Origin of the sequence: Streptomyces sp. NPDC059499, assembly GCF_042749285.1 — a bacterium.
Taxonomy (GTDB): domain Bacteria; phylum Actinomycetota; class Actinomycetes; order Streptomycetales; family Streptomycetaceae; genus Streptomyces.
Map to the genome: position 1 here is coordinate 47,207 of NZ_JBHYTT010000010.1, position 24,543 is coordinate 71,749.

Genomic DNA, 24,543 nt, shown 5'->3' on the forward strand with positions numbered 1-24,543 from the left:
GCGCGCCCGCCGGCCCGTAGCCCCCCCCCCGCCCCCCGGGCGCCAACCGCGGGCCCTCGGGGGTTCTCCAGGTTATTCCCCGCTGGGGGGGCCCCCCCCGGGTGGGGGGGGGGGCCCCCGCCCCCTTCCCGATCCGGCCTACCCGGCTTTGATGCTGTGGCCGCCGAAGCCGCTGCGACGGTCGGAGCCCTTGTTCTGGTCCTGCCACCACGCGTCGAACTCCGGCTGGCCCATGGCGGACCAGTCGGGTGTGTTCTCGACCTGTGCGCTGCCCATCCTGCGGGCGAGCGCGACCATGGCCGGCCCGACACTGCCGCGTCGGTCGTCGTACCTCTCCAGGACCTCCTTCCAACTGCCGCCGGCCACCCAGGCGGCTTCCAGCGCGGTGGCATCCTGGAGCGCCTTCACGCTGCCGCCGCCGATGTGCGGCCGGGCGACACTGGCGGCGTCACCGACGAGCACCATCCGCCCGGAGGTGTAGTGCGGCACTTCGAGGTCGTAGATGGGCTGGATGAATGTGGTCTCGGCGGGTGTACGGAGCACCCTGGCCGCCCAGTACGGCGGGAAGTTGTCGGAGACGAGGGCGCGCAGGTACGCGGTGAGCTCCGAGTTGAGCCGGCCCGGCGGCAGGGAGGTCGGGGTCCGCAGGTCCGGGTGGAGTCCCTCGGTCCGCGGGGGCGCGGTATAGAGGACCCAGTTGAGCAGGTGGCCGCCGACGCCGTCCGGGATGCGGTAGATCATGCAGTGGCCGCCGGGGAAGACGATGTTGTGTGCGTCGTTGCCGTCCGAGGGAAGGCCGGCGACGTCCCTCGACGTGCCGCGCCAGCCGATGTACCCGGCGTACGTCGCGTCGGCGCCGGGAAACATGGCCTCGCGGACGACGGAGCGGTACCCGTCCGCCCCGATCACGACGTCGAAGTGCTCCTCGTAGCCGTCCGCGAGCCGCAGTGTCACACCGTCGGCGTCCGGTTCCACGCCGGTGACCACCGCGCCGGACCGGTAGTCGACCTCCTCGGGCACCCGACGGCGCAGTTCGCTCCACAGGGAGCCCCAGCTGTAGGCACGGAACGGGAAGGGCTGCTCGCCGATGGCCCGGCCGTGGTCCGCCTCGCCGTCGCGTGCGCTCCATACCCGCCGGGTGAGTGGCGCCCAGGGCATCTCGGGCGCCACGTACCCGGCGTCCCTCAGTTCGTCGTACCGGTCGCTGTGGAGGGCGATCCCCACGCCCCTGTCCCGCAGCCGGGCGTCGGCACGCTCCAATACGGTGATCTTCTCGGCTCCGCCGCGCGACGCGGCCAGGGCCGCGGCACACCCCGCTATGCTGCCGCCGACCACGGCGATGCTGCCTCCACGCATGTCTGGCACTCCACTCACTCGGTTCTCCGGACGCCGTACCGGGTGCTGTCGCGCCGGCGTGACCGGTGGCAACTCCGCCTGCAACAAAGCATGTTGCTCCGATACCTGCGGTCAGGACCCGGACGGAACCCTATCGAGGAGCGCCCGGCCGACGAACGGCGCTCCGCGCTGGACCGAGGAGTGCGGCGCCCCCTCAGAGCATGATGAGCAGACGCGTATCGGCCTTGAGCTTCCTGTTCACCGAACGGCTCTGCACGTACACCTCCAGCTTGGGGTTGTTCCCCGCCTTCACGGACACGGTCCCGCGGACGCCCGTACCGAACAGAAGACTGCGCGCCGCGTCGCCCGAGTAGGCGCGGTCGGTGTCCTTCTCGACCACGATGACTTCCTTGTCGGGCTGCACCTGGACCCGGGTCCCCAACTGGTAGTAGCACGAGCCGCGTTCGTACGTGACGCCCGGATGCGAATCGACGAAGGCCCGGATCTCGACCTCCTTGTCGACCTTCAGGAGCCGGTACTTGTCCGCCGATACCGGTTCGAGGTTCGCCCGCACGTCGTCGACCGATATGTCCTGACCGACGGCGAACAGGTTCTTCGTACCCCGCACACCCTGCTCACGGCCTCGGAGGAAGCTGGTGGCGGCAGCGCGCACGGTGCCGATCGCTTCCTCGACGCCCTCCTTGGAATCCGCGTCCCAGATGGCGATGTTCCCGGCCGGGAATCCGTAGTTCTGGGCGGTGCGCTTCGCCAGGGAGTTCGGGACGAGGATCGCGGAGGTCCAGTGGCCCGGGAGCGCGCCCATCTTCGCCGCGATCCTGTCGAGCCAGGGCCCGAGGATCGTCATGTCGCCGTCGTGCCGCCTGTCGCCGCCGGAGGCGTTCTCCTCACCGTCGGTCACCACGATCTGGAGGAAGCTGTGCTCTCCGTACTCCTCCCAGATGTGGTCCAGGTCGTCCAGGGACTTCAGAGAGGCCTCGATGAGCGCGGTGGCACCGTTGTTGACCTTGTACAGGCCCCGCATGGACGGCAGATGCTTCACGTCCATGTCCCACACCAGGTTCTCCACCCGGTGGTCGAAGGAGTACAGGCTGATCCGGGTCTCGTGGCCGAGGTTGTCCGACTCGGCCTTCAGGCCCGCCACGAACTCGTCGACGACGCGGATGAGCTGGCTCTGGTGCTGGTGCATGGAACCCGAGCAGTCCACTACCAGCGCGACGTGATTGACCTTGTGCTGGATCTTGTTGGCGGACACGCGTCCACTCCCCCTCCGAGGCTCCCCGACTGATGTTTCCAACCTAGGGGGAGGCACTGACAGTCAGCCTGACGGCCGATCGCGACGAGCACCGGAGGTCCACCCAGGGAGCCGGGCAGACACGCCGGCCGAGCTGCCTCGGCCGGGACCCGAACGGTGCCCGGCCGTGGTGAAGCGCCTGCACCGGAAGACGGACCATCCTGTGTCGAAGCGCTTCGATCACCTACTTACCAGTGAGCACATATGTCGATCCGGACGGAACTCCGCACGGAGTGGCTCACTTGCATCTGCCGTGCCAGGTCCAGGTGATGTCGTAGAACCATTGACAGCGAGCCGCTCGGGTGCGATCAATGAAGCGCTTCGACGATCCGGTGCGGCCCGCCCCTCCCCGCGGTCCGACCCCACTCCTGAGGACGACATGACGTTCTTCGACAATCCGGTGATACCCGGCTTCAGCCCGGACCCGAGCATCTGCCGGGCCGGCGACGACTTCTACGTGGCGACGTCCAGCTTCGAGTACGTACCCGGAGTGCCGCTGTGGCACAGCCGCGACCTGGTGCACTGGAGGCTGATCGGGCACGCGCTGGACCGGCCCTCGCAGCTGGACCTGGCCGACACCGCCCCTGCCTCGACCGGGGTGTACGCGCCCACGCTCCGCCACCACGACGGCGTGTTCTGGATGATCACGACCGTGGTCGCAGGCGGGGGCAACATCCTGGTGACCGCGAAGGACCCCGCGGGACCGTGGTCGGACCCGGTCCCGGTCGGCATACCGGGCATCGACCCCGACCTGGCCTGGGACGAGGAGGGGAACTGCTGGTGCGTGTTCTCCTCGGACGGGATCCGCGGGGTGCGCATCGACCCGAGGACGGGCGAGCTGCTGAGCGAACCGGTGGCCATGTGGTCGGGAAGCGGGCTGCAGTATCCCGAGGGGCCGCACCTGTACCGGGTCGGCGACTGGTGGTACCTGCTGCTGTCGGAAGGCGGCACGGAACGCGGCCACGCGCTGTCGGTGGCCCGGTCCCGCTCACTGCGGGAGCCGTTCGAGCCGCACCCCGCCAACCCCGTGCTGTCCCATCGCAGTACCGGCCACCCGGTGCAGAACACCGGCCACGGCGACCTGGTGCAGGCGCAGGACGGCACATGGTGGATGGTGCTGCTGGGTACCCGGCCGCGCGGTGACACACCGATGTACCACGGACTGGGCCGGGAGACGTTCCTGGTCCCGGTGCGCTGGGAGGACGAGTGGCCGCTGCCGGGGCCGCTCGAGCTGCGCGCGGCTGCTCCGGCGCTGCCGCCGCATCCCTGGCAACCCGAGCCGGAGCGGGACGACTTCGACTCCACCGTGCTCGCTCCCTGCTGGGTGACGCTCCGGCGGCACGACCCGGCCGCCGTCCGCCTCGACGAGCGGCCGGACCACCTGGTACTGCACGCCCGGGCGGACGGCCTGGAGAAGCCCGGTGCGCTGTTCGTGGGACGGCGTCAGCGCGATCCCGACTGCAGCGCCCGTACGCTGGTCGCCGTCGACGAAGGCGGCTGCGCCGGGCTCGCGGTACGCCTGGACGAGGCTCACCACTACCAGGTGGAGACCGGCGACGGCACGGTCCGCGCCGTCGCCAGGATCGGCCCGCTTCGCCAGACCGTCGCCGAACGGAGCCTGCCGCCCGGTCCCGTGACCCTGCGGATCGACGTCACCACCACCGATGTCCTGCCGCCCACGGTCACCGTTCGCGCCACGGATCCGGAGGCCACGGTCCCGCCCGGGCTGCGCGTCGGCGGCCCCGACACGCTCCGCCTGGGGTACGAGACGGCCGACGGCGACTTCGAGATCCTGGCCGAGCTCGACGGCCGCTACCTCACCACCGAGGTCGCCGGAGGCTTCACCGGCCGTGTCATCGGCATGTACGCCACCCACGGCAGTGCGGCCTTCGACTGGTTCGAGTTGCGGCCCGCCTGACGGACCGCTCCCCGCGGCCCGGCTTCGCCTCGGCGGGGCAGGGCCGCACGGCGGCGGCCGGATGCCGACGGCACGGACGGCGCACCTTATGTTGCCGCCCCGACGAGTCGGGGAAAGGCTGAGCCGAATGTCCCCGGGGCCCAGTGAGCGCGGACGGGCCCGCGCCGGTCGCGGCGGACGGAAGGAGCGATGCCATGAGGGTCATGTTGCGGGCGTGGATGGACACACAGATCTCGAACGAAGCCGTCAAGAACGGCAGTCTGCAGAAGATCATGCAGTCGCTGGCCGAACAGCTCAAGCCGGAGGCGGCCTACTTCGGCCCGAGCGACGGCGGGCGCTGTTGCACCTTCGTCTTCGACATGCAGGACAGCTCACAGCTGCCCAGTATCGCCGAGCCGCTCTTCGAGGGACTCGGCGCGAGGATCGAGATCCAGCCGGTGATGAACAGCGAGGACCTGAAGAAGGGTCTTGCCGCGGTGAAGCGGGGCTGACCGCTTCCGCCCCGACAGCCCGCTCGTACCGCAGCGCCGCCCCGGCCGTCCCGATGCCCTCCGCGGCATCGGGATGGAAGCATGCCGCGCATGGAACAGCCTGCTGAGACCCTCACCTTCGACCAGGTCGAGCTGCGACGGTGGCGCGCGAGCGACGTCGGAACCCTGAACCGGGTGGTCACCGAGTCACTCCCCCACCTGCTTCCGTGGATGCCCTGGGCGTCCGCCTACGACCACACCACGATCGCCGAGTACCTGACCCGGAGCGAGGGGGAGTGGGAGTCGGGCCAGGCCTACAGCTACGCGATCACTTCGGGCGGTGCGGTGATCGGCAGTTGCGGTCTCATGCGTCGGATCGGCCCCGGGGGGCTGGAGATCGGCTACTGGCTCCACCCCGGGTGGACCGGACGGGGCCTCGCCACCATGGCCGCCGCGGCGCTCCTCCGCCAGGGTTTCGCCCTGGCGGAGATCGATCGGATAGAGATCCACCACGATGCCGCGAACCGGGCCAGCGAGGCCGTCCCTCGCCGTCTGGGCTTCACCGAGGTCGAACGCGTACCGGTACCCGGCGGGCCGGAGACGCAGGGTGAGGCGGGGATCGACGTGATCTGGCGCATCGAGTCCTCCGCCGCGTCCTGACGAGGCCGTTCCGGCGCGGCCGCACCGTGCCGCCCCACCCGTCCACGGCCTCCCCGCCGCCGACCCGGCCGTTCCGTCCCCCGGCCGGGCACGCTCCCGTATGCTGCATGCATAAGTATACGAGAGAACGCATAAGAAGGAGGCGATCATGGCCGAAACGACCTCCCGGGATCCCGAGGGCTTCGCGGTGCACACCGCCCCGGTGGGGCTGTCGGACGACGGGCGGGACGACTTCACCGTACTGGCGTCGACCGTCCCGGCCCGGATCAGCGCGGTGTTCACCAAGTCCCGGTTCTCGGGCCCCAGCGTGGTGCTCAGCCGGGCGGTCGCCGCCGACGGCCGGGCGCGCGGAGTCGTCGTGCTGGCGCGGAACGCGAACGTCGCCACCGGCGCCGAGGGTGAGCGCAACGCCCGTGAGGTGCGCGACTCGGTGGCCGCGGCCACGGGGCTCCCGGTGGACGAACTGCTGATCGCCTCCACGGGAGTGATCGGCCTGCTCTATCCGATGGAGCAGATCCGGGCCCACATCAAGACGCTCGCCTGGCCGTTCCCCGACGGCGGGTTCGACCGCGCGGCCCGGGCCATCATGACCACGGACACCCGGCCCAAGGAGGTCAGGGTGCGGTGCGGCCCGGCGACGCTGGTGGGCATCGCCAAGGGCGTCGGGATGCTGGAGCCGGACATGGCCACCCTGTTGACGTTCTTCGCCACCGACGCCCGGCTCGATCCGGAGGCACAGGACCGGATCTTCCGTGGCGTCATGGACCGTACGTTCAACGCGGTGTCCATCGACACGGACACGTCCACCAGTGACACGGCGGTGCTCTTCGCCAACGGGCTGGCCGGCGACGTCGATCCGGCAGAGTTCGAGGAGGCGCTGCACGAGGTGGCGCTCTCACTCGTGAAGAACATCGCCAGTGACGGCGAGGGCGCGAGCAAGCTCATCGAGGTGCGGGTGAGCGGTGCGCGTGACACCGCCCAGGCCAAGCGGGTGGGCAAGAGCGTGGTCAACTCCCCCTTGGTGAAGACGGCCGTGCACGGCAGCGACCCCAACTGGGGGCGGGTGACGATGGCGATCGGCAAGTGCACCGAAGACACCGACATCGTCCCGGAGAACGTCACCGTCCGATTCGGCGGGACCGACGTGTATCCGCAGCGCGCCGGGGGGCCGGAGGACACCGAGCTGCGGGCCGCGGTAGCCGGGCACATGCGGGGCGAGGAGGTCGTGATCGATGTCGGCCTGGGCATCGGGGACGGCCGATTCACCGTCTATGGCTGCGATCTGACGGAGGGTTATGTTCGTCTGAACTCCGAGTACACGACCTGATCCCCACCGGGTCGTAAGCGCTTGCCCAAAGCCATCAGACCCCAACAACTGCGCACAGACCCCGAGATCAGCTCCGGAATGCGGCGGAGCCCGGCCCTCCACCGGTGTCTGAACTTCACGAGAACTCCAGCGAAATGGCACGTGTGTGGATATCGTGCACCGAGCGAGGGCGCATCCGTCAGTCCATGGGATCGGCGGATGCGTCCCGTTTGTGGGGATGCAACTGTGGCTGGGGGGTTCATGGGGCATGTCGAAATACCTGAATCAGACATATCCGGGCCGGTGGGACTTGCGGGCGCGCCACGGCCGCGTACCGCTGCGTCCCGGAACCGGACGGCAGCTCTTGAGCAGTTGTGGAGAGCTCCGACCGCGCAGCGCGACGACGCTGACCGTCCGCGGACGGCGAAGACGCCCGGCCGGCGCCTGCCGTTCCTGGTCCTGACCGACGCGTTGGGGCTCGGAGTTCCGGCCTGGCTCGTCCTGAGCGCCGACGATCAGCCGCGACCACTGATCATCGGCGCCCTGATGACACTCGTCTGGACCGGGGTACGCCTGGCGCGCGGCCGGTACACGGACCGGCTGCCGGCGGACTCCGGTGGGGCGTCCGGCGCCGTCGGCGACTGGCTGGTGCTCGTCGGACTGCTCGCCGTGCTGTGCGCGGCGGCGGGCGGATCCCTCGACCCGGCGACGGCGGTGCTGGCGCTGGTACCCGGCCTGGCCGTGACCGTGCTCGCCTCGGGACTGCGCGGCAGACCCGGTTCCACACGCCACGGGCAGGCGTCACGCCGGGTACTGGTGGTCGGCGCGGCTTCGGGGGTGGACCAGGCGGTGACCCTGCTCAACTCCCGTACGGACCACCTGTACACGGTGGCGGCCGCCGTGCCGGTGGGACCGGCGCAGCTGAGCTGCGACACACCGGTACCGGGGCGGCTCGCCCCGGAGCCGGCGGACGACGACGTGTCCACGGTGCTCGGCAGCGCCTTCGCCCACGACGCGGATCTCGTACTCGTGGTGCCCGGGCCGCAGTTCGGCGACGAGAGGCTGCGGCCGCTGTCGTGGGGCCTGCACGACAGCGGTCTCGCGCTCTGCGTGCTCTCGGAGCTTTCGGGTGTCGCGGCGAGCCGCGTGCGGCCCTCCGACGCGGCCGGGCTGACCCTGCTGCACATCGCGCCGCCGCTGCGGCACGGTCCGCAGCCCTGGCTCAAGACCGTCGTGGACAGGTGCGGTGCCGCGCTCGGGCTGCTGGTGCTGGCCCCGCTGCTGTTCGTGGTCGCCCTCGCGGTCCGGTTCTCGTCACCCGGCCCGGTGTTCCACCGCCAGATACGGCACGGCCGGCACAGCAGGCCTTTCACCATGTGGAAGTTCCGCACGATGGTGGCGGATGCGGAGACCCGTAAGGCGCAGCTCACGGGGGCGAACGAGAGCGAAGGCCCGATGTTCAAGATGCGCCGCGACCCGAGGGTGACCCGGATCGGCCATGCGCTGCGCCGGACCTCCATCGATGAACTCCCGCAGCTTCTCAACGTGCTACGGGGTGACATGTCCCTGGTAGGTCCACGTCCGCCGCTGCCCGAGGAGGTGTCGCGCTACGACGAGCGTGAGCGGCGCCGGCTCGCGGTGAAGCCCGGGCTGACCGGCCTGTGGCAGGTCAGCGGGCGCTCGGACCTCTCGTGGCAGGAGACCGTGTCGCTGGACCTCTGGTACGTCGACAACTGGTCGGTGGTCACGGACATGGGGCTCCTCGCCCGTACGGTGCGTGCCGTCACCGACGGCCGCGGAGCGTACTGATCGCGATGGAGGCACTCGGACGAGGAGCCCATGGGTGCCGGGCGGGGCGGTCAGCCCTGCCCGAGCCACCAGGCGTAGGTGCGGGCGATGCCGTCGCGCAGGGGGATCTGCGGCTTGAAGCCGAGGGAGGAGAGCCGGGACACGTCGAGGAGCTTGCGCGGGGTGCCGTCCGGCTTCGAGGTGTCCCAGCCGATGGTTCCCTGATACTCCGTCACGTCTCGTACGGTCTCCGCGAGTTCCCTGATGGTCAGGTCCTCGCCGCAGCCGACGTTGACCGGCTCGTCCCCGTCGTAGGACTCCAGCAGCCGCACACAGGCCGCGGCGAGGTCGTCGACGTGCAGGAATTCACGGCGGGGGGTGCCGGAGCCCCACAGGGTGACCTCGGGCGCACCGTCCCTCTTCGCCTCGTGGAACCGGCGGATGAGGGCGGGCAGGACGTGCGAGGTCTCCAGGGCGAAGTTGTCGCCGGGACCGTAGAGGTTGGTGGGCATGGCGCTGATGAACGAGGCGCCGTACTGCCGGCGGTAGGACTGGACCTGCACGATTCCGGCGATCTTGGCCAGCGCGTACGCCTCGTTGGTCGGCTCGAGCGGGCCGGTGAGCAGCGAGTCCTCACGGATCGGCTGCGGGGCGTGCTTGGGGTAGATGCAGGACGAGCCGAGGAAGAGCAGCCGCTTCGTCCCCGCCGCGTGCGCCCCGGCGATCACGCTGAGCTGGATGCGCAGGTTGTCCTCCAGGAACTGCACCGGCCAGGTGCTGTTGGCCATGATCCCGCCCACTTTGGCGGCGGCCAGTACGACGACGTCCGGACGGGCGTCACGCAGGAACGCCTCGGTCGGTGCCGCGTCACGCAGATCGAGGTCGCCGCGGTCACGGGTGATCACCTCGTGGCCGTCGGCGGCGAGGCGGCGCACCAGCGCCGAGCCGACGAGACCGCGGTGGCCCGCGACAAATATGCGGGAGCCGGGGCGTAGGAGGGGGCGGACGGATTCCTGGGGCGGGCCGGGGATATCGGTCGTCATGGCTCGGATTGTGCCAGCAGCACAGCGCTCGGGTGAGCTTTTGCCCAAAGCGCTCAGATGTTGATATTTCGGTGAACAAACCGCCCATCGGGCGACCACAGGAGGGGGGAGTCATGGCGAAGTCCGCACTCATCACCGGCGTGACCGGTCAGGACGGTTCGTACCTGGCGGAGCTGTTGCTCGAGAAGGGGTACACGGTCCACGGTCTGATACGCAGATCGTCGAGCTTCAACACGGAGCGGATAGACCACATCTACCAGGGGCCCGAGGAGGCGAATCGTTCGTTCGTCCTCCATCACGCCGATCTGTCCGACGGCGTCGCCCTGGTGAACCTGCTGCGTGACATCCGCCCCGACGAGGTCTACAACCTGGGCGCGCAGTCGCACGTCCGGGTCTCGTTCGACGCGCCCCTGTACACCGGGGACGTCACGGGTCTCGGCACCATGCGGCTTCTGGAGGCGGTCCGCGCCAGCGGTATCGACACCCGCATCTACCAGGCTTCGTCGTCCGAGATGTTCGGCGCCAGCCCGCCCCCGCAGAACGAGAGCACACCCTTCCACCCGCGCAGCCCGTACAGCGTGGCCAAGGTGTACGGGTACTGGGCGACGGTCAACTACCGCGAGGCGTACGACATGTTCGCCGTCAACGGGATCCTGTTCAACCACGAGTCACCTCGCCGCGGCGAGACCTTCGTGACCCGCAAGATCACCCGCGGGGTGGCGCGCATCAAGGCCGGGCTCCAGGACCGGCTGCATCTGGGCAACCTCGACGCCGTACGGGACTGGGGGTACGCCCCCGAGTACGTGGACGCGATGTGGCGGATGCTGCAGTGCGACACCCCGGACGACTACGTGGTGGCCACCGGTGAGGGGGTCAGCGTCCGGCAGTTCCTCGAGTACGCCTTCGAGCACGCGGGCCTCGACTGGGCCGAGCACGTGCGCTACGACCCGAAGTACGAGCGTCCCAGCGAGGTCGACGCCCTGATCGGTGACGCGTCCAAGGCCGAGGAACTGCTCGGCTGGAAGCCCGAGGTGAAGTCCCAGGAGCTGGCCAGGATCATGGTCGACGCGGACATCCGGCTGCTGGCCGACCAGCTCACGGGAGCGGCCGTGCGGGTGGACCGATGAGACGGCCGGGAAGCCTCGGACGCACCCGGAGCGCCGTGTTCGCCACGGTTCTCGCCCTCGGTGCGGGCGCGCTCGGCGCGGGCGCCGCTCCCCCGGCGGCCGCACTGACCCCGCCGGTCGGCTTCACGGCCGACCACCTCTCCACGTACCAGACCAACGGCATCGTCTGGTCGCTCGCCGAGGCGAACGGAGTGGTCTACGCGGGCGGTACGTTCTCCAACGTCCGCCCGGCCGGCTCCCCGGCGGGCAGCAACACGACGCCCGCCGTGAACTTCGCCGCGTTCGACGCGGCCACCGGGGCACCCACCGGCTGCTCGCTCTCCTTCACCCGCAGCAGCGGGACCGCCACGGTCCGCGCCCTCGCGGTCTCCGCGGACAGGTCGACCCTGTACGCGGGTGGCTACTTCAACGCCGTCAACGGGACGTCCGCGAACGGCCTGGTCGCGATCAACACCGCGACGTGTCAGCTGCGTCCGGGCTTCTCGCCCGACTTCGGCGCGACGGTGCGCGCCCTGGACGTCGCCGCGAACGGCACCGTCTACGCGGGCGGTGACTTCCAGACGGTCAACGGCCAGACGCGGCGCTTCTTCGGCGCGGTCACCTCCACGGGCGCCCTGACCGCGTGGAACCCCGACGTGGACGAGCCCGGCCGGACGCTGAAGGTGACCCCCGACGGGGCGAGTGTGCTCATCGGCGGCGAATTCTTCACCGTCGGCGGCGCCGCGTCGCACGCGCTCGCGGTGACGAGCGCGTCGTCGGGTGCGCTGACCCGCGCCTACACCGGCAACTTCATCCCGTCGTCCGCGGTGATCAAGGACATCGTCACGGACGCCGCCTCCGACGGTTGGTACGTCGCGGGCGAGGGGGCCGGGGGTTCGTCGTTCGACGGCAGGCTCGCCATGGGCCTCGACGACTTCGACCAGCGGTGGCGGGACACCTGCCAGGGGGCGACCCAGGCGCTGCGGGTCTACCAGGGTGTCCTGTACGCGGGCAGCCACGTCCATGACTGCTCGTCCATGGGCGGCTTCCCCAACCAGGTCCGCAAGCACCTCACCGCCCAGTCCGTCGACGACCCGGCGCTGGTGGGCTGGCTCCCGGACACCAATGACGGCATCGGGGAGCCGGTCGGGCCCCGTGCCCTGACCGTCGCCTCGCGCGGCGGCCGCGACTTCCTCTGGGTGGGCGGCGAGTTCACCACGGTCAACGGGGTGTCCCAGCAGGCGCTGACGCGGTTCGCCAACACTCCCGACACGGGTGCGCCCGCCGCTCCGGCCGTGAGCGTGTCCGCACCGCGGGCCGGCGAGGTGAAGGTCCGCTGGCGTTCGAGCCTGGACCTGGACGACAGCCTGCTCACCTACCGGGTCTACCGCGACGGCGGCACGACTCCCGTACACACCACGACCGGCTCGTCGCTCTTCTACAGCCGGCCTCAGCTGACCTTCACCGACACGAACGTGGTGGCGGGCCGGACGTACTCGTACCGGATCACCGCGAGCGACGGGACCAACACCAGCGGGCTGTCCGCCGCCGCCTCGGTCACGGCCGCCTCCTCGGCCTCCCCGTACCAGGAAAGGGTGCTCGCCGACGGCGCCGGCCTGTACTGGCGCTACGACGAGGCGGGCGGCGCCTTCGCGGCGGACGCCTCGGCCGACGACAACTCCGGCGTGTACGCGAACGCCCCCACGTACCGCTCCACGCCGTCCGCGGTGGCCGGCTCGGCGGCGCTCTCCCTCAACGGCGTCGACGAGTACGTCTACAGCGACCGCCTGCACCGGTACACCTCGCCCACGCCGTACTCGGTCGAGACATGGTTCCGGACGACCTCGACGACGGGCGGGCGGATCGTCGGTTACGGCAGCAACATCGGTACCGCGCAGGGCCACACCAGCAACATCTCCGACAAGCTGCTGTACCTGACGGACAACGGGCGCCTCGCGTTCGGCGTCCAGTCCGGCAACAGCAGCACCCGGCCCACCATCACCACGGCGGGCACGTACAACGACGGCTCCTGGCACCACGCCGTCGCGACCCAGGGGCCGTCCGGCATGGTCCTGTACGTGGACGGGGCGGTCGTCGGCACGAACGCGGCCACCGGCAACCGCTCGTACAACGGGTACTGGCGGGTGGGCGGGGACGCCATGAACAACGCCTGGCCGAACCGGCCCACGAGCACCTACTTCGCCGGACAGGTCGACGAGACCGCGGTCTATCCGACGGCGCTCACCGCCGCCCAGGTCGCCGCGCACCACGCGCTCGCGGGCACCCCGCCCGGCCCCGGCGACACCACGCTGAGCGTCACACCGGACGAGGACGCGTACGTCAACAGCGTGTCGGCGAACACGAACTACAACGACAGCCAGCTCGCCTCCCGGGGCACCACGGCCTATCTGAGCTATCTGCGGTTCACCGTTCCGCCGGCCCCGTCCGGCCAGGTACTCAAGAGCGCCCGCCTCACCTTCCGCACGTCGTCGGACTCGACGGCGGGATCCCTGGACAGCCACAGCGTCGTGCCGGTCACCGGCACGTGGACCGAGTCGACGGTCACCTACAACACCCGGCCGGCGCTCGCCGCGACCGTGCTGGGGACCATCACAGGCGCGACCTCCGTCTCCACCGACGACACGGTGGAGCTGAACGCGTCCGCACTGGACGGGGCCCTGGGCTCCGTCTACTCACTCGCCCTCACCAGCAGCGGGACGGACAGTCTCCGCCTCTGGTCGAGCGAGGCAGGAACCGCGGCCTACCGGCCGCAGCTCGTTCTCACCTTCGGAGCTGAATGATGAACGCAAGCACGGGGCACAGACCCGGGGGACGCGGCCGTGTGCGGGCCGTCTCCACCGCTCTCTGCCTGTTCGCCGGCGCCCTGACCGCCGCGGCGGCCGGGGCATCCCCGACGGCGGCACTGACACCTCCGGTGTCTCTCACCGCGGACGACCTCACCACCTGGCAGACCAACGGCATCGTCTGGGCGATGGCCGCGACCGACGGCGTCGTGTACGCCGGCGGCACCTTCTCCACCGTCCGGCCGCCCGACGCCGCGGCCGGCACCTCCGAGCAGCCCGCGGTCAACTTCGCCGCCTTCGACGCGGCGACCGGCGCACCGACGGGGTGCAGCCTGTCGTTCACCCTCTCGTCGGGCACGGCCACCGTTCGCGCGCTGGCGCTGTCGCCGGACGGACAGACCCTGTACGCGGGCGGCCAGTTCGGGGCGGTGAACGGGGAGGGCGTCAGCAATATCGCCGCCATCGACACCGCGACGTGCACTCCGCGCCAGGACTTCAAGATCTCCGTCTCGGCGACCGTGCGGGCCCTGGACGTCACCGCGGACACCGTCTACCTGGGCGGTGACTTCACCAGTGTGGGCGGGCAGACCAGGAACAGTTTCGCCGCCGTCACCACGGACGCCGACCTGCTGCCGTGGGCGGCCGACGCCGACGAGGTCGCCCGCGCCGTCCAGGTGACTCCGGACGGACAACACGTGGTGCTCGGCGGTGACTTCTTCACCGTCAACGGCACCACGTCGCACGCACTGGCCGTCGTGGACGCCACCACGGGGGCGCTCACCAAGAGTTACCCCGGCTTCATCCCCAACACCTCCACGGTGCAGGACCTCACGACGGACGCGACCGGCCTGTACACCGCCAACGAGGGCACCGGAGGCGGTGTCCTCGACGGCCGGATCGCCATCGATCTCGACGACTTCCAGCAGCGGTGGCGGGACACCTGCCTGGGAGCCACCCAGGCCGTCCTGGTGCACTCGGGCGTGCTGTACAGCGGAAGCCACGCCCATGACTGCGCCAGCATGGGCGGGTTCCCCGACCAGCCGCGCAGGCACCTCCTCGCCCAGTCCGTCGACGATCCGGAGCTGCTGCCCTGGTTCCCGGACACGAACGACGGCATCGGGGAGCCCGTCGGGCCCCGGGTGATGACGCAGACCGACAAGGGTGGACGCCACTACCTGTGGGTCGGCGGGGAGTTCACCACCGTCAACGGTTCCGGGCAGCAGGGGCTGACCCGGTTCGCCGACGGCCCGGACACCGGGGCGCCGTGGGTGCCCAACGTCAGCCTCTCCACGCTTGCTCCGGGGCAGATCGACGTCAACTGGCAGACCAGCTTCGACACCGACGACGGTGAGCTCACCTACCGGATCTACAAGGACGGGGCGACCACACCCGTACACACGACGACCGGGTACTCGCTCTTCTGGGACCGGCCCCAGCTGAAGTGGACCGACACCGATGTGGCGGTGGGCGAGACCCACTCGTACCGCATCACCGCGAGCGACGGCACCAACACCAGCGCCAAGTCCCCGGCACAGTCCGCGACCGTGGCGGCGACGGCGGAGAGCTACCCGGCGCGTGTGCTGGCCGACGGGGCCTCGCTCTACTGGCGTTACGACGAGGGCACGTCCACCTTCGCCGCCGACACCACGGGCGGGCTGAACAGCGGTTTCCTGCGCAACGCACCCGCCTACCGTCAGACTCCCGCCGCCGTCGCGGGTGCCTCGACCGCGATCGGTTTCAACGGCTCCGACGAGTACGCGTACAGCAACAAGCGCCATGCGCAGCCCACCCGGTTCTCCGTGGAGACCTGGATCAAGACCACCACGGTCCGGGGCGGCAAGATCATCGGGTTCGGCAATCTCACGATGCAGAACAGCACCCGGTACGACAAGCACGTGTACATGGCCAATGACGGGCGGCTGGTCTTCGGCATCCACAACGGCAGCACCCGCACCATCACGACGCCCGGCGCCTACAACGACGGCGCCTGGCACCACGTCGTCGCCACCCAGGGCCCCGGCGGCATGGCCCTGTACGTCGACGGGCAGCTGCGCACGTCCAACTTCCTCTACACCACCAACGAGAACTACCCCGGCTACTGGCGTGTCGGCGGGGACAACCTGAGCAACTGGCCCAACCGCCCGACCAGCAACTTCTTCGCCGGGCAGATCGACGAGACCGCCGTGTATCCGACCGCGCTGACCAGTTCGCAGGTCAGCGCCCACTACGCCCTGAGGACGGGTTGATGAGGTATCCGTTCCTGGCCGGCGCCGTCGTCGTCATCGCGACGGCGGCGCTGGCCGCCTGCGGCTCGTCCGCCGACGGGAGCAAGGAGGCCGCCGCGGGCAGCAAGCCGTCCGCGGCGGCCCCGCCCGCGCCCTCCGTCTCCGGTCCGTCCGCCGGCCCGGCCGGTCCGCCGGCCACCCCGACGAGCGAACCGCCGAAGGTGCCCGCCGACGGGATCACCCCGGCCACCGGCTCGTTCACCAAGAAGCAGAAGAAGTACCTCACCGACCGCGTCCCCAAGGGGATGGACCCGGCCGCGGTGCTCCAGACCGGTCAGGAGACCTGCGACAGGCTCCGCTACCTGGTCAAGGCCGATCGGGACATCGCCGTCGGCGCGATCGTCACCGGCGAGGTCGCCGACGCGAAGCCGGCCGTCGCCCATCTGTGCCCGCAGCACCAGGACCTGGTCGACGAGGCGGCGCTCGGCTACGCCGACGGCACGCACCGGGGCGCGAAGCTCCGGCCCGGCCGCTACGCGGCCGCCTCCCCCACCAAGGACTGCAGCTGGCAGCTGACCGGGGCGAACGGCAAGGTGCTGGGATCCGGTTCCTCGGACACCGGCGGACGGGTGGAGATCACCGTCCCGGCGGCCGCCCGCACGTTCACCTCCACAGGCTGCTACGCCTGGCTGCCCGAAGGAGACAAGAGTTGAGCAAGCTGCCCATCGCCGTGGCGATCCCCACGAAGAACGAGGGCCTGAACATCGCCGAGGCGGTGAAGTCGGTGCTCGGCCACTTCGAGGCGGTCGTCGTGGTGGACTCCCACAGCTCGGACGACACGGCGAAGATCGCCGAGGAGTGCGGGGCCGAGGTGGTCACGTACACCTGGGACGGGGGCCATCCACGCAAGAAGCAGTGGTGCCTGGAGAACGTCCGCACCGATCTGGACTGGATCCTGGTGCTGGACGGCGACGAGCGGCTCAGCCCCGGTCTGCTGGCGGAGCTGCGCCAGATATTCGCCGACCCCGACGCCCCGAAGCCCGCCGCGTACGACATACCGCTGGGGTACTGGTTCTCCGGGAAGCGGCTGCGCCACGGCTACACGATCCGCAAGCGATCGCTGACCGACCGCACCCGCTGCCACTACCCGGAGGTCGGGGACCTCGCCGCGCCGGGGATCGGGGAGGTCGAGGGGCACTACCAGCCGGTCGCCGCGACGGCCGAGGCGCTGCGCAACCCCATCGAGCACCAGGACCTGGACCCCGTCACCGCGTGGTTCGAGCGGCACAACCGCTACTCGGACTGGGAGGCGTGGCTGGAGCACCACCCCGATGTCAAGGAACAGGTACGGAAGGTGAAGTCCCGTCAGGGGCAGCTCTTCCACAAGGCGCCGTTCAAGCCGCTGGTCTCCTTCGCCTACATGTACGTCTACCGGCGGGGGTTCCTGGACGGGCGGGCCGGGCTGGACTTCGCCCTGGCCATGAGTTTCTACCGCTGGCAGATCGCGCTCAAGTCCCGCGAGGCACCTGTACGTTGACGAGCCGAGCCCTCACCCTCGCCTCCGGCGGACCACGTCCTCGTAGGTCCGCCGGAGGGTGGCGGTGACGGCCTCGATGGTGAACTGGTCGTTGACCAGCTGCCAGGCTGCCTTGCCCGCCTGCTCGGCGGCCTCCGGCTCCAGCAGCTCCAGGATCGCGTCGGCGACCTTACGGGCGTTGGCCGCGTCCTCTCCGACCCGGCTGTCGATGACCCGGCCCGCACCGGCCCCCGACACATCGGGGCCCTGCCCGCAGGTGCGGGTGATGACGACCGGGGTGCCGACCGACATCGCCTCCAGGACCGAGACCGGGAACGGCTCCTCGATGGCCGGCAGCACATACACATCGGCCTCGCGCCCGGCGGCGAGGACCGCGTCGTGCTCCAGCGGGCCCACATGGTCGAGGGAGTCCGTGACACCCAGCTTCCGGGCGAGGGCGAGGGTGCCGGCCAGCGCGCCGGTGTCCGGGCCGGCCAGCACGAAGCGGGCGTCCGGGTGGTGGGCGAGGACGTGCGGCATCGCGGCGATGAAGTCCTCGGGCCGCTTGCGCTCCTGGACGCGGGCGAGGTACAGCACGGTCGGCGGGCGGCCGGGGTCGCGGGCGGGCTTGCGCTCCTGCGGACGGACACCGTTGACCAGCCGTACGGTACGGGTGAGCTGTACGGGAGCCGCGACGGCGTTCACGTCGACCCGCTCCATCTCGGTGAGGTGCAGGACGGCGTCGGCCTCGCGCAGCACCTTGCGGACCCCGAGGACGTCGGTGAGCTGGGCGACCTTCTTCTCGGTGGGGTCGATCATGCCGTGGGTCTGGACGACCAGGGGTGTGCGGGTCGCGAGCGCGAGGAGCGCCGCCGGCAGGGTCACCAGGTCCCGCATCAGATGCACGTGGACGAGGTCGGCGCCGCGCATCATGCGGCGTGCGGTGCGCAGCAGCGCGGCGGAGGTGATGCCACTGACCTCGAACATCGGCAGCAGGTGCCGTGCTTGGAAGAGATGGACGGGAACTCCCTCCACGTGGCTGGGCAGTTCACCGTCGGGGAAGCCGTCGCCGAGGGCCATGACGCGTGCGTCGTCGCCGTTCGCCCGCTGGACCTTGGAGAGGTTGAACGCCACCCGGGTCGGCCCGCCGAAGGCGTGGTCCGGGGTGTGGAGCGTGACAACATGCAGAATTTTCACCAGAGTTCCCCTCAACTGCGGCTAATACTTCACAGAGTAGTCATCGCGTCTCCTCACGTGGGCTGATTCGTTAGAGTGTTCAGCGGTTCACTGATCCCGGGGGGGCGCATGACGTCGGTGCACACATCGGCGCAGGAGCAGGCCGCCCGGGGGGTCGCGCGTCCGGAGTGGGCACGGGCCCGGGGCGGCGTCCCGGAGCCGCCCGGGCAGCCGATCGCCTGGTCGATGCTGTCGCGGGCCCTGTCCGTGCCGCTCATCCTCGGCCTGGTGTGCTTCCTGCCCGCGGTGATCGCCGCCCAGCCCGGCAGCGGTGTCCGGGACACCGCGTACTGGCTCCAGTTGGTGCTGACCTGCTATGCGGGGGCCCGGCTGGCGACGATGATCCTCTCCACCCGGCGGCGGCTGCTCCAGGGCGTCTTCTGGATGTTCGTGTACATCGCGATGGGCGTGGCGCCGTTCGCCCAGGTGGTGATCGGGCAGACACCGACACCGATGGTGGGACCGCGCCAGGACCTGGTCACGGCCATCGCGATGGTCCTGGTGGGGTGTGCCGCCTTCGACCTGGGGGCGCTGCTGGCCTCCCGGCGCCCGCTGCGGCGCCGTACACCCTCCACGCGGAGCCCGGGCGCGGGACCGGCCGTGGCGCATCCGCTGCGGCTGCGACTGCTGGTGCTCCTGGCGTTCGCGGCGAGCGCGTTCTACGTAATGAAGCTGGGCGGGCCCTCGGTCTTCTTCTCCAGCCGGCAGGAGATCAACGAGACCGTCGCGGCCAGCGGGGTGGTCTCGGAAGGGTCCAATGTCGGCTCGGCGTTCGTCAAGGGCTTCGGCCAGGTCCCGGCGCTGCTGGCGCTGCTCTTCTACACCCGCCGTCTGGCAACCTCCTACCGGGCCCGGCGCTCCCCGTCGACGGTGCTGGTGTGGGTGGCGCTGGTAGCGCTGAACCTTGTGGTGAACAACCCTGTCTCCAACGCCCGTTACTGGTTCCTGACGGTGCTGATGGCCTTCGTGTTCACCGCGTTCCCGAGCAGTGCGGCGATCTACCGCATCGTGCTGGCGACGGGGGTGGTGGGGGCACTGGTGGTGTTCCCGTACGCCGACAAGTTCCGGTACGACGACGCAGGGCAGCGGCCCGCGCAGTCGGCCTCGGTCTTCGAGCCGCTGGTGACCAAGGACTACGACCAGATGGTGATGTTCGCCAACAGCATCTCGTGGGTCGACACACGGGGCCACACCTACGGCCGCCAGCTGACGGGCTCCGCCCTGTTCTTCGTGCCGCGCGCGGTGTGGAGCGGGAAGCCGGAGGACACCGGGGTCCGGGTCGGGCAGTGGATGGGGCTGCGGATGACCAACCTCTCGGCCCCGCTGTGGACCGAGTTCTGGGTCGACTTCGGCGCCTCCGGAGTGATCGGCGGGCTCGCACTGATCGGTTACGCGGTGGCGCGCACCGACCGCCGGTACGCGCTGGCCGTCACCCGGGCGGGGCCCGGCCCCGGGAGTGTGCTGGCCATCGCCGCGCCGCTGATCGCCGGATACACCTTCATCCTGCTGCGCGGCCCGCTCCTGCAGGCGGCGGGGAAGCTGGCCATCGCCGCGCTGTGTCTGCTGCTGATCAGCACGTTCAAGGAGCAGAGGGCAGCGCGTCGGCGGTGACGGCCGCGTCGGGCGCAGGCCTCCCGCGTCGGATCCGGACCACCCTGGTCCAGGTGGCGGCGGCCTTGCAGAGCGAGCCGAGGCACAGCCCCCAGGCGGCCCCCGGGACGCCTCCGAGGGCGTAGCCCCCCGCCATGAACGCCACGGCGGTGAGCGAGAAGACCACCTGGATGCTCAGCGTCGTACGCGGGTCGAGCATCCGCAGGGCGAGCAGTCCGCAGGTGCCCACGGCCATCGCCGCGTACTGGCTGCCGGTCGCCGGGAGGAGGGCGGCGGCCGTCGGCCAGGTGTCGCCGAGCAGCTCACGCCCCGCCTCGTCGGGGAGCAGGGCAAGGGCGGTGGCCCAGAGGGCGGCGGTGGCGGCGAGGACGGCGGCGAGTCCCGCGGTGGCCCGCACCCGGCGTCTCTCGTCGCCGACGCGGCCGAGCAGCGGGGGGCCGAAGGAGGTGGCGGAGGTGAACAGCACGTTGAGCGGCCCGAACAGGGTCGTCGCCCCGCGCAGCGCGCCGACCAGCAGCGGGTTGCCGACGGCACCGAGACCGAGGACGGAGAGCTGGCTGGTCGCGTTGCCGACACCGAACTCGACGACGAAACGCTTCCCGAGGTGGCCGCGCCCGAGCATCGGACGCAACCGCGTCACGGCCCCGGCGGTCCTGCGGTGCAGCAGCACGGCGGACAGCAGGAGCGCCGGCAGGGCGGACGTCCCCCAGACCACGATCAGCCGGGCGGGGCTCGCCCCGTACTCCTGAACGGACAGGGCGCCCAGCACACACGCCAGCCTCACCACGTCCGCGCTCAGGGCGAGATGGGGCTGCTGAAGGGCGGAGAAGGCGTACCGCAGGGCGTCCTGGCCGAGCACGACCGGCAGGACGAGGCCGAGCATCGTCAGGGCACGCGCGGTGTCCCCCGGGACGAGCAGACAGACTGCGGCCAGCGGCGCACCGAGTGCGGCCGAGGCGGCCACGGTGAACGCGACGGCCGAGCGGCAGGCCCCCCGGGTCTCCTCGCCGTCGCCGCGCCGCAGGACCAGGGGCTGTCCGCTGTAGGCCCCGGAGACGCCCAGCAGCACCGTGAAGACGAGGTAGACGGCGGAGAAACGGGCGAAGTCGGCCACGGTGGAGAGCCGGGCGGCGGCCACGAGCACCAGGATGTTGGTGAGCGCGGCCACGCCCTGGTCCGCGACCGAGCAGAGGATCGCGGTACGGGCTCTCACCGGCGCGCCCCCGGCAGGGTGAAGGAGCGCAGGCCCATCGTCTCGGCGGGGTCGCCGGTGACCTCCGGAGCGTCCTCGTCGACGGCCGGGCCCTGGGGCCCCCCGCCGCTGTGGCGCCGGGCCGACTTCGGCCGGCGTTCCGCGCGGCGCAGCCGGCCGCGGCCGGGGTGGAGCAGGGCCCCGAGCACCTGGCCGCCGGAGGCCCCGATGATCTCGCGGATGCGCTCCAGGTCGCTGCGGTGCACCTCACGCGGGTCACAGACGATCATGACGCCCTCGACCCGGTCCACGAGAGCGACGGCGTCGGCGTAGGAGAGCACCGGCGGGGCCAGGACGATGACGACGGCGCCGGGGCGGTCGGCCTCGGCAACGATGCGCCCGACGGACGCGGAGGTCAGGGCGCGCGGCACGTTGTCCGCGGTCGCCCCCGCCACCAGGGCGAAGGCGCCGGAGCCGGGGACGTCCACGTTCGACCTGCCGCCCGCGGGCCAGCTGCGGTCCCCCTCCTCTGCGGCCCAGCGCGGCGGCCGCACCTCGTGGGCCGCCGGTCCCAGGTCCCGGGCCAGCGACGGGGTGCGCAGATCGGCCTCGACGAGCAGGACGTCACGGCCCATCTCTGCGAAGGCGGCGGCCAGGTTGACCGCGGCGGCGGCCGCCGCGGCGTTGTCCCCGCGCGGCGCGGTGACCAGGAGCCGGCGCCGCTCCGCGAAGGACGGGTCGTAGGCGAGCCGGAAGGCGACCGCGCGGTACTCCTCGGCCAGCCGCGAACCGCTGCGCCCGATCGCGAGCAGGGTGCCCGCGGCGGCGCGCTCCCTGGGCAGGGTGCCGAGCAGCGGGGCCCCGAGGGAGCGCACGAGCTCGCGCGGGGAGCGTACGGCGGGGTCGAAGACGAGCCGCACCCAGGACAGCAGCAGCCCGAGGGCGAGACCGACGACGCCGCCGAGCCCGAGGAGCAGCGGCAGACCCGCTCCGGCCGGCTCGGTGGGGGCGACGGGCTTCTTGTTGAGGTAGCCGGGGGTGGTGTCGAGCGCCTTGAGTTCGGAGATCTTCCGGCTCAGCTCGGAGATGGAGACGATGATGTTGGCGCGGGCGCTGCTGACGTCGTCGGCGTCGACCCCGCTCCGCTCCTCCAGGAGGTCGCGCTTCTCCTCCAGTGGTTCGAGCTGGGCGCGGTAGCCGTTCGCCATGTTGTCGATGCTCTCCTCGGTGCGCGCCTTGCGGTGCGCCAGGTAGGCATTGGCCAGGGCTTCGGCGCGGGAGCGGGCCTGCTCGGGTGTGGCCCCGGTGTAGGAGAAGCGGAGGGTGAGCGTGTTGGGCGGGTTGGTGACCTGGAGGCCGGTGAGCAGCTTCCTGGCCGTGACGTCGTCCCCCTTCTTGAGCAGGGTGCCGGCGGCCAGCTCGCCCACGGTGTCGCTGACCGCGGTCTGCCGCTCCGAGCCGATGTTGATGCCCTTGTCGGCGGAGGCGCCGGTGGCGAAGGGATCGGCGGTCGCGGAACGCACCTGGACCTCGCCGCTGGCGGTGTAGGTGTCGTCGCCGCTCAGGGCGAGGAACCCGCCGCCGAACAGGCCCACCACGACACCCGCGGCGAGCAGGGCCCGGTAGCGCAGGAGCTGGCGGAACTGGTCGCGCAGCAGAGCCGGTTCGTCGTGGTCGTCCACGGGCCGGATCGGATGTGTCATCGGCTTGGCCTCCTTGGTGCGTCCCCGAGGACCTCGGTGAGCAGCGCGTCGAAGCGTGCGAGGCCCGCTTCCCTGCTCAGGTGCTGTGCGACGTAGTCCGGACCGTGCGCGCCGAGCGCGTCCGCGGCCTCCGGGTCACCCGCAAGTTTCCGTACGGCTTCGAGGAGCGCCCCCGGGTCCTCGGGTGCCACGAGAACCCCGGCGCCCGAGCGGCGCACCTCGTCGGCGGTGCCGCCCTCGTCGGCCACGGAGGCGACGACGGGCCGCCCCGAGACGAAGTACGAGGTGAGTTTGGACGGCACGCTCATGTCGAGCACGGACGCGCGCTGGGTCACCGCGAGGACGTCGGCGGCGGCAAGCACATCGGTGAAGTCGTCCGCTCCGGCAGGCGGCAGGAAGTCGATGTTCGGCAGGCCGCCGGCGCGTTCGCGCAGTGCCTCGCGCTGGTTCCCGTCGCCCATGAGCACGACGCGGATGTCGGGGGCCAGCCGGGCCAGGTCGATCAGGACGTCGAGGCCCTGTTTGAGGCCCATGTTCCCGGAGTGCAGCAGCACCTGGGTCCCCTCGCGCCAGCCGAGCCGGGCTCTGGTGACGGTCCGGTCCGCCGAAGGCCGTTCCACATGCGTCCAGTTGGGCACCACCCGGATGCGTGCGGGGTCTACGCCGAGGGCCTGGACCCCGGGGACGAAGCTCTCGTGGATGACGCCGACGACGGCTGCGTCCCGCAGGGCGTGGCGCTCGGCCGCCCCGGCTACGGCGGCGGCCCTTCCGCCGCCACGAATGCCGCTCTGTGCCGCGGCGGCGCCCATGAGGTCCTGGACGACGGGTATGTGGGGGACTCCGTGGCGGCGTGCGATACGCGCCCCGATGACGCCGCCTGCGAGGCTCGGCATCTGGGAGATCACCGCGTCGGGGCGTCCCGGTGGTGGCGCCAGGGTCCCGTGGATGAGCACGGATGCCTCGAACCATGCTCTTCGCAGGGCGCTCTGCCGGGGCGGTACGTAGTGCCGCCGCCGGTGGACGGTCACGCCCTCCCGGCTCTCCTGCCCGCGCCACCTTCCGCGGTACTGCTCGTCGACGCGCCAGGCGGGGTAGTGCGGCATTCCGGTCAGGACATCGGTACGGGCGCCGGACGCCGCCCAGTGTTCGGCGAGCTGGGTGGCGTACGGACCGATGCCCGTCAGCTCCGGCGCGTAGTTGGTGGAGACCACCAGTAGCCTGCGGTTTTCGAACGGTCGGTGGTGCTCATCAGCGGACATCGGACGATCGCCTTCCCCCCGGAACAGCCTCTTCTTGAGCTTATCCGTTCACGGGATGC

18 protein-coding genes are annotated in these 24,543 nt (G+C 71.0%); 11 read left to right on the plus strand and 7 right to left on the minus strand.

Annotation, left to right across the window (positions count from 1 at the left end):
• Positions 1-138: 138 nt before the first annotated feature.
• Both ACFW9O_RS22800 and ACFW9O_RS22805 read right to left on the minus strand, forming a co-directional pair.
• Positions 139-1,356 carry an FAD-dependent monooxygenase gene (locus ACFW9O_RS22800; protein WP_384611707.1) on the minus strand — a complete coding sequence of 406 codons (1,218 nt, stop codon included), beginning with the start codon at positions 1,354-1,356 and terminating at the stop codon, positions 139-141.
• Positions 1,357-1,549: 193 nt separating this feature from the next.
• Positions 1,550-2,608, minus strand: coding sequence for a vWA domain-containing protein (locus ACFW9O_RS22805; protein WP_351167526.1), 1,059 nt, complete (start codon positions 2,606-2,608; stop codon positions 1,550-1,552).
• Between the two features lie 418 nt (positions 2,609-3,026).
• Between ACFW9O_RS22805 and ACFW9O_RS22810 the strand changes: the two genes are divergently transcribed.
• From ACFW9O_RS22810 to ACFW9O_RS22830, 5 genes are all read left to right on the plus strand, one after another.
• Entirely contained in the window at positions 3,027-4,565 is a 1,539-nt protein-coding gene (locus ACFW9O_RS22810; RefSeq protein WP_384611709.1) for a glycoside hydrolase family 43 protein, read from the plus strand.
• Positions 4,566-4,759: 194 nt separating this feature from the next.
• Positions 4,760-5,056 (plus strand): DUF3303 family protein, encoded by a 297-nt coding sequence (locus ACFW9O_RS22815; RefSeq protein WP_351167530.1) that lies wholly within the window; start codon positions 4,760-4,762, stop codon positions 5,054-5,056.
• A gap of 90 nt (positions 5,057-5,146) precedes the next feature.
• Positions 5,147-5,695, plus strand: coding sequence for a GNAT family N-acetyltransferase (locus ACFW9O_RS22820; protein WP_384611710.1), 549 nt, complete (start codon positions 5,147-5,149; stop codon positions 5,693-5,695).
• A gap of 148 nt (positions 5,696-5,843) precedes the next feature.
• Positions 5,844-7,022, plus strand: coding sequence for a bifunctional glutamate N-acetyltransferase/amino-acid acetyltransferase ArgJ (gene argJ / locus ACFW9O_RS22825; RefSeq protein ID WP_384611712.1), 1,179 nt, complete (start codon positions 5,844-5,846; stop codon positions 7,020-7,022).
• Between the two features lie 240 nt (positions 7,023-7,262).
• Complete coding sequence (locus tag ACFW9O_RS22830; protein WP_384611714.1) at positions 7,263-8,810, plus strand: sugar transferase; 1,548 nt, start codon at positions 7,263-7,265, stop codon at positions 8,808-8,810.
• Between the two features lie 50 nt (positions 8,811-8,860).
• On the opposite strand, the gene ACFW9O_RS22835 is transcribed toward ACFW9O_RS22830, so the two are convergent.
• The gene (locus tag ACFW9O_RS22835) at positions 8,861-9,832 is read right to left on the minus strand and encodes a GDP-L-fucose synthase family protein (RefSeq protein ID WP_384611715.1); all 972 of its coding nucleotides are present in this window, start codon (positions 9,830-9,832) and stop codon (positions 8,861-8,863) included.
• Between the two features lie 113 nt (positions 9,833-9,945).
• On the opposite strand from ACFW9O_RS22835, the gene gmd reads away from it, so the two are divergent.
• The 5 genes from gmd to ACFW9O_RS22860 are packed head-to-tail and all read left to right on the plus strand — an operon-like array spanning position 9,946 to position 17,504.
• Complete coding sequence (gmd, locus tag ACFW9O_RS22840; RefSeq protein WP_384611716.1) at positions 9,946-10,959, plus strand: GDP-mannose 4,6-dehydratase; 1,014 nt, start codon at positions 9,946-9,948, stop codon at positions 10,957-10,959.
• Positions 10,956-13,739 carry a DNRLRE domain-containing protein gene (locus ACFW9O_RS22845; RefSeq protein WP_384611718.1) on the plus strand — a complete coding sequence of 928 codons (2,784 nt, stop codon included), beginning with the start codon at positions 10,956-10,958 and terminating at the stop codon, positions 13,737-13,739. The genes gmd and ACFW9O_RS22845 overlap by 4 nt, the downstream gene beginning before the upstream one ends.
• A complete protein-coding gene (locus ACFW9O_RS22850) occupies positions 13,736-15,988 on the plus strand; it encodes a LamG-like jellyroll fold domain-containing protein (protein WP_384611720.1) in 2,253 nt (750 codons plus the stop codon). The genes ACFW9O_RS22845 and ACFW9O_RS22850 overlap by 4 nt, the downstream gene beginning before the upstream one ends.
• Positions 15,988-16,680: a hypothetical protein gene (locus ACFW9O_RS22855; protein WP_384611721.1), complete on the plus strand. Its 693-nt coding sequence runs from the start codon at positions 15,988-15,990 to the stop codon at positions 16,678-16,680. The genes ACFW9O_RS22850 and ACFW9O_RS22855 overlap by 1 nt, the downstream gene beginning before the upstream one ends.
• Positions 16,677-17,504 (plus strand): glycosyltransferase family 2 protein, encoded by an 828-nt coding sequence (locus ACFW9O_RS22860; protein WP_384611723.1) that lies wholly within the window; start codon positions 16,677-16,679, stop codon positions 17,502-17,504. Before ACFW9O_RS22855 ends, ACFW9O_RS22860 begins: the two co-directional genes overlap by 4 nt.
• 12 nt (positions 17,505-17,516) lie before the next feature.
• Here the strand turns inward: ACFW9O_RS22860 and ACFW9O_RS22865 are convergent, their stop codons facing one another.
• Complete coding sequence (locus ACFW9O_RS22865) at positions 17,517-18,680, minus strand: glycosyltransferase (RefSeq protein ID WP_384611725.1); 1,164 nt, start codon at positions 18,678-18,680, stop codon at positions 17,517-17,519.
• Between the two features lie 108 nt (positions 18,681-18,788).
• Between ACFW9O_RS22865 and ACFW9O_RS22870 the strand changes: the two genes are divergently transcribed.
• On the plus strand, positions 18,789-20,330 hold the full coding sequence (locus ACFW9O_RS22870) for a hypothetical protein (RefSeq protein WP_384611727.1): 1,542 nt from the start codon (positions 18,789-18,791) through the stop codon (positions 20,328-20,330).
• Here ACFW9O_RS22870 and ACFW9O_RS22875 read toward each other — a convergent pair.
• From ACFW9O_RS22875 to ACFW9O_RS22885, 3 genes are read right to left on the minus strand one after another with little or no spacing between them, the layout of a single operon-like run.
• Positions 20,299-21,543, minus strand: a complete 1,245-nt coding sequence (locus ACFW9O_RS22875) for a hypothetical protein (protein WP_384611728.1) — start codon at positions 21,541-21,543, stop codon at positions 20,299-20,301. The genes ACFW9O_RS22870 and ACFW9O_RS22875 overlap by 32 nt on opposite strands.
• Positions 21,540-23,225: a lipopolysaccharide biosynthesis protein gene (locus ACFW9O_RS22880; RefSeq protein WP_384611729.1), complete on the minus strand. Its 1,686-nt coding sequence runs from the start codon at positions 23,223-23,225 to the stop codon at positions 21,540-21,542. Before ACFW9O_RS22880 ends, ACFW9O_RS22875 begins: the two co-directional genes overlap by 4 nt.
• Positions 23,222-24,484 carry a glycosyltransferase gene (locus ACFW9O_RS22885; protein ID WP_384611731.1) on the minus strand — a complete coding sequence of 421 codons (1,263 nt, stop codon included), beginning with the start codon at positions 24,482-24,484 and terminating at the stop codon, positions 23,222-23,224. Before ACFW9O_RS22885 ends, ACFW9O_RS22880 begins: the two co-directional genes overlap by 4 nt.
• Between the last annotated feature and the right edge of the window lie 59 nt (positions 24,485-24,543).

What these genes read in the sequence shown, in the direction of transcription:
- ACFW9O_RS22810 (WP_384611709.1), top strand. Translation starts at nt 3,027, where the DNA reads ATGACGTTCTTCGACAATCCGGTGATACCCGGCTTCAGCCCGGACCCG.
- ACFW9O_RS22820 (WP_384611710.1), top strand. Translation starts at nt 5,147, where the DNA reads ATGGAACAGCCTGCTGAGACCCTCACCTTCGACCAGGTCGAGCTGCGA.
- ACFW9O_RS22800 (WP_384611707.1), bottom strand. Translation starts at nt 1,356, where the DNA reads ATGCGTGGAGGCAGCATCGCCGTGGTCGGCGGCAGCATAGCGGGGTGT.
- gmd (WP_384611716.1), top strand. Translation starts at nt 9,946, where the DNA reads ATGGCGAAGTCCGCACTCATCACCGGCGTGACCGGTCAGGACGGTTCG.
- ACFW9O_RS22835 (WP_384611715.1), bottom strand. Translation starts at nt 9,832, where the DNA reads ATGACGACCGATATCCCCGGCCCGCCCCAGGAATCCGTCCGCCCCCTC.
- ACFW9O_RS22830 (WP_384611714.1), top strand. Translation starts at nt 7,263, where the DNA reads ATGGGGCATGTCGAAATACCTGAATCAGACATATCCGGGCCGGTGGGA.
- ACFW9O_RS22855 (WP_384611721.1), top strand. Translation starts at nt 15,988, where the DNA reads ATGAGGTATCCGTTCCTGGCCGGCGCCGTCGTCGTCATCGCGACGGCG.
- ACFW9O_RS22880 (WP_384611729.1), bottom strand. Translation starts at nt 23,225, where the DNA reads ATGACACATCCGATCCGGCCCGTGGACGACCACGACGAACCGGCTCTG.
- ACFW9O_RS22845 (WP_384611718.1), top strand. Translation starts at nt 10,956, where the DNA reads ATGAGACGGCCGGGAAGCCTCGGACGCACCCGGAGCGCCGTGTTCGCC.
- ACFW9O_RS22885 (WP_384611731.1), bottom strand. Translation starts at nt 24,484, where the DNA reads ATGTCCGCTGATGAGCACCACCGACCGTTCGAAAACCGCAGGCTACTG.
- ACFW9O_RS22850 (WP_384611720.1), top strand. Translation starts at nt 13,736, where the DNA reads ATGATGAACGCAAGCACGGGGCACAGACCCGGGGGACGCGGCCGTGTG.
- argJ (WP_384611712.1), top strand. Translation starts at nt 5,844, where the DNA reads ATGGCCGAAACGACCTCCCGGGATCCCGAGGGCTTCGCGGTGCACACC.
- ACFW9O_RS22815 (WP_351167530.1), top strand. Translation starts at nt 4,760, where the DNA reads ATGAGGGTCATGTTGCGGGCGTGGATGGACACACAGATCTCGAACGAA.
- ACFW9O_RS22870 (WP_384611727.1), top strand. Translation starts at nt 18,789, where the DNA reads ATGACGTCGGTGCACACATCGGCGCAGGAGCAGGCCGCCCGGGGGGTC.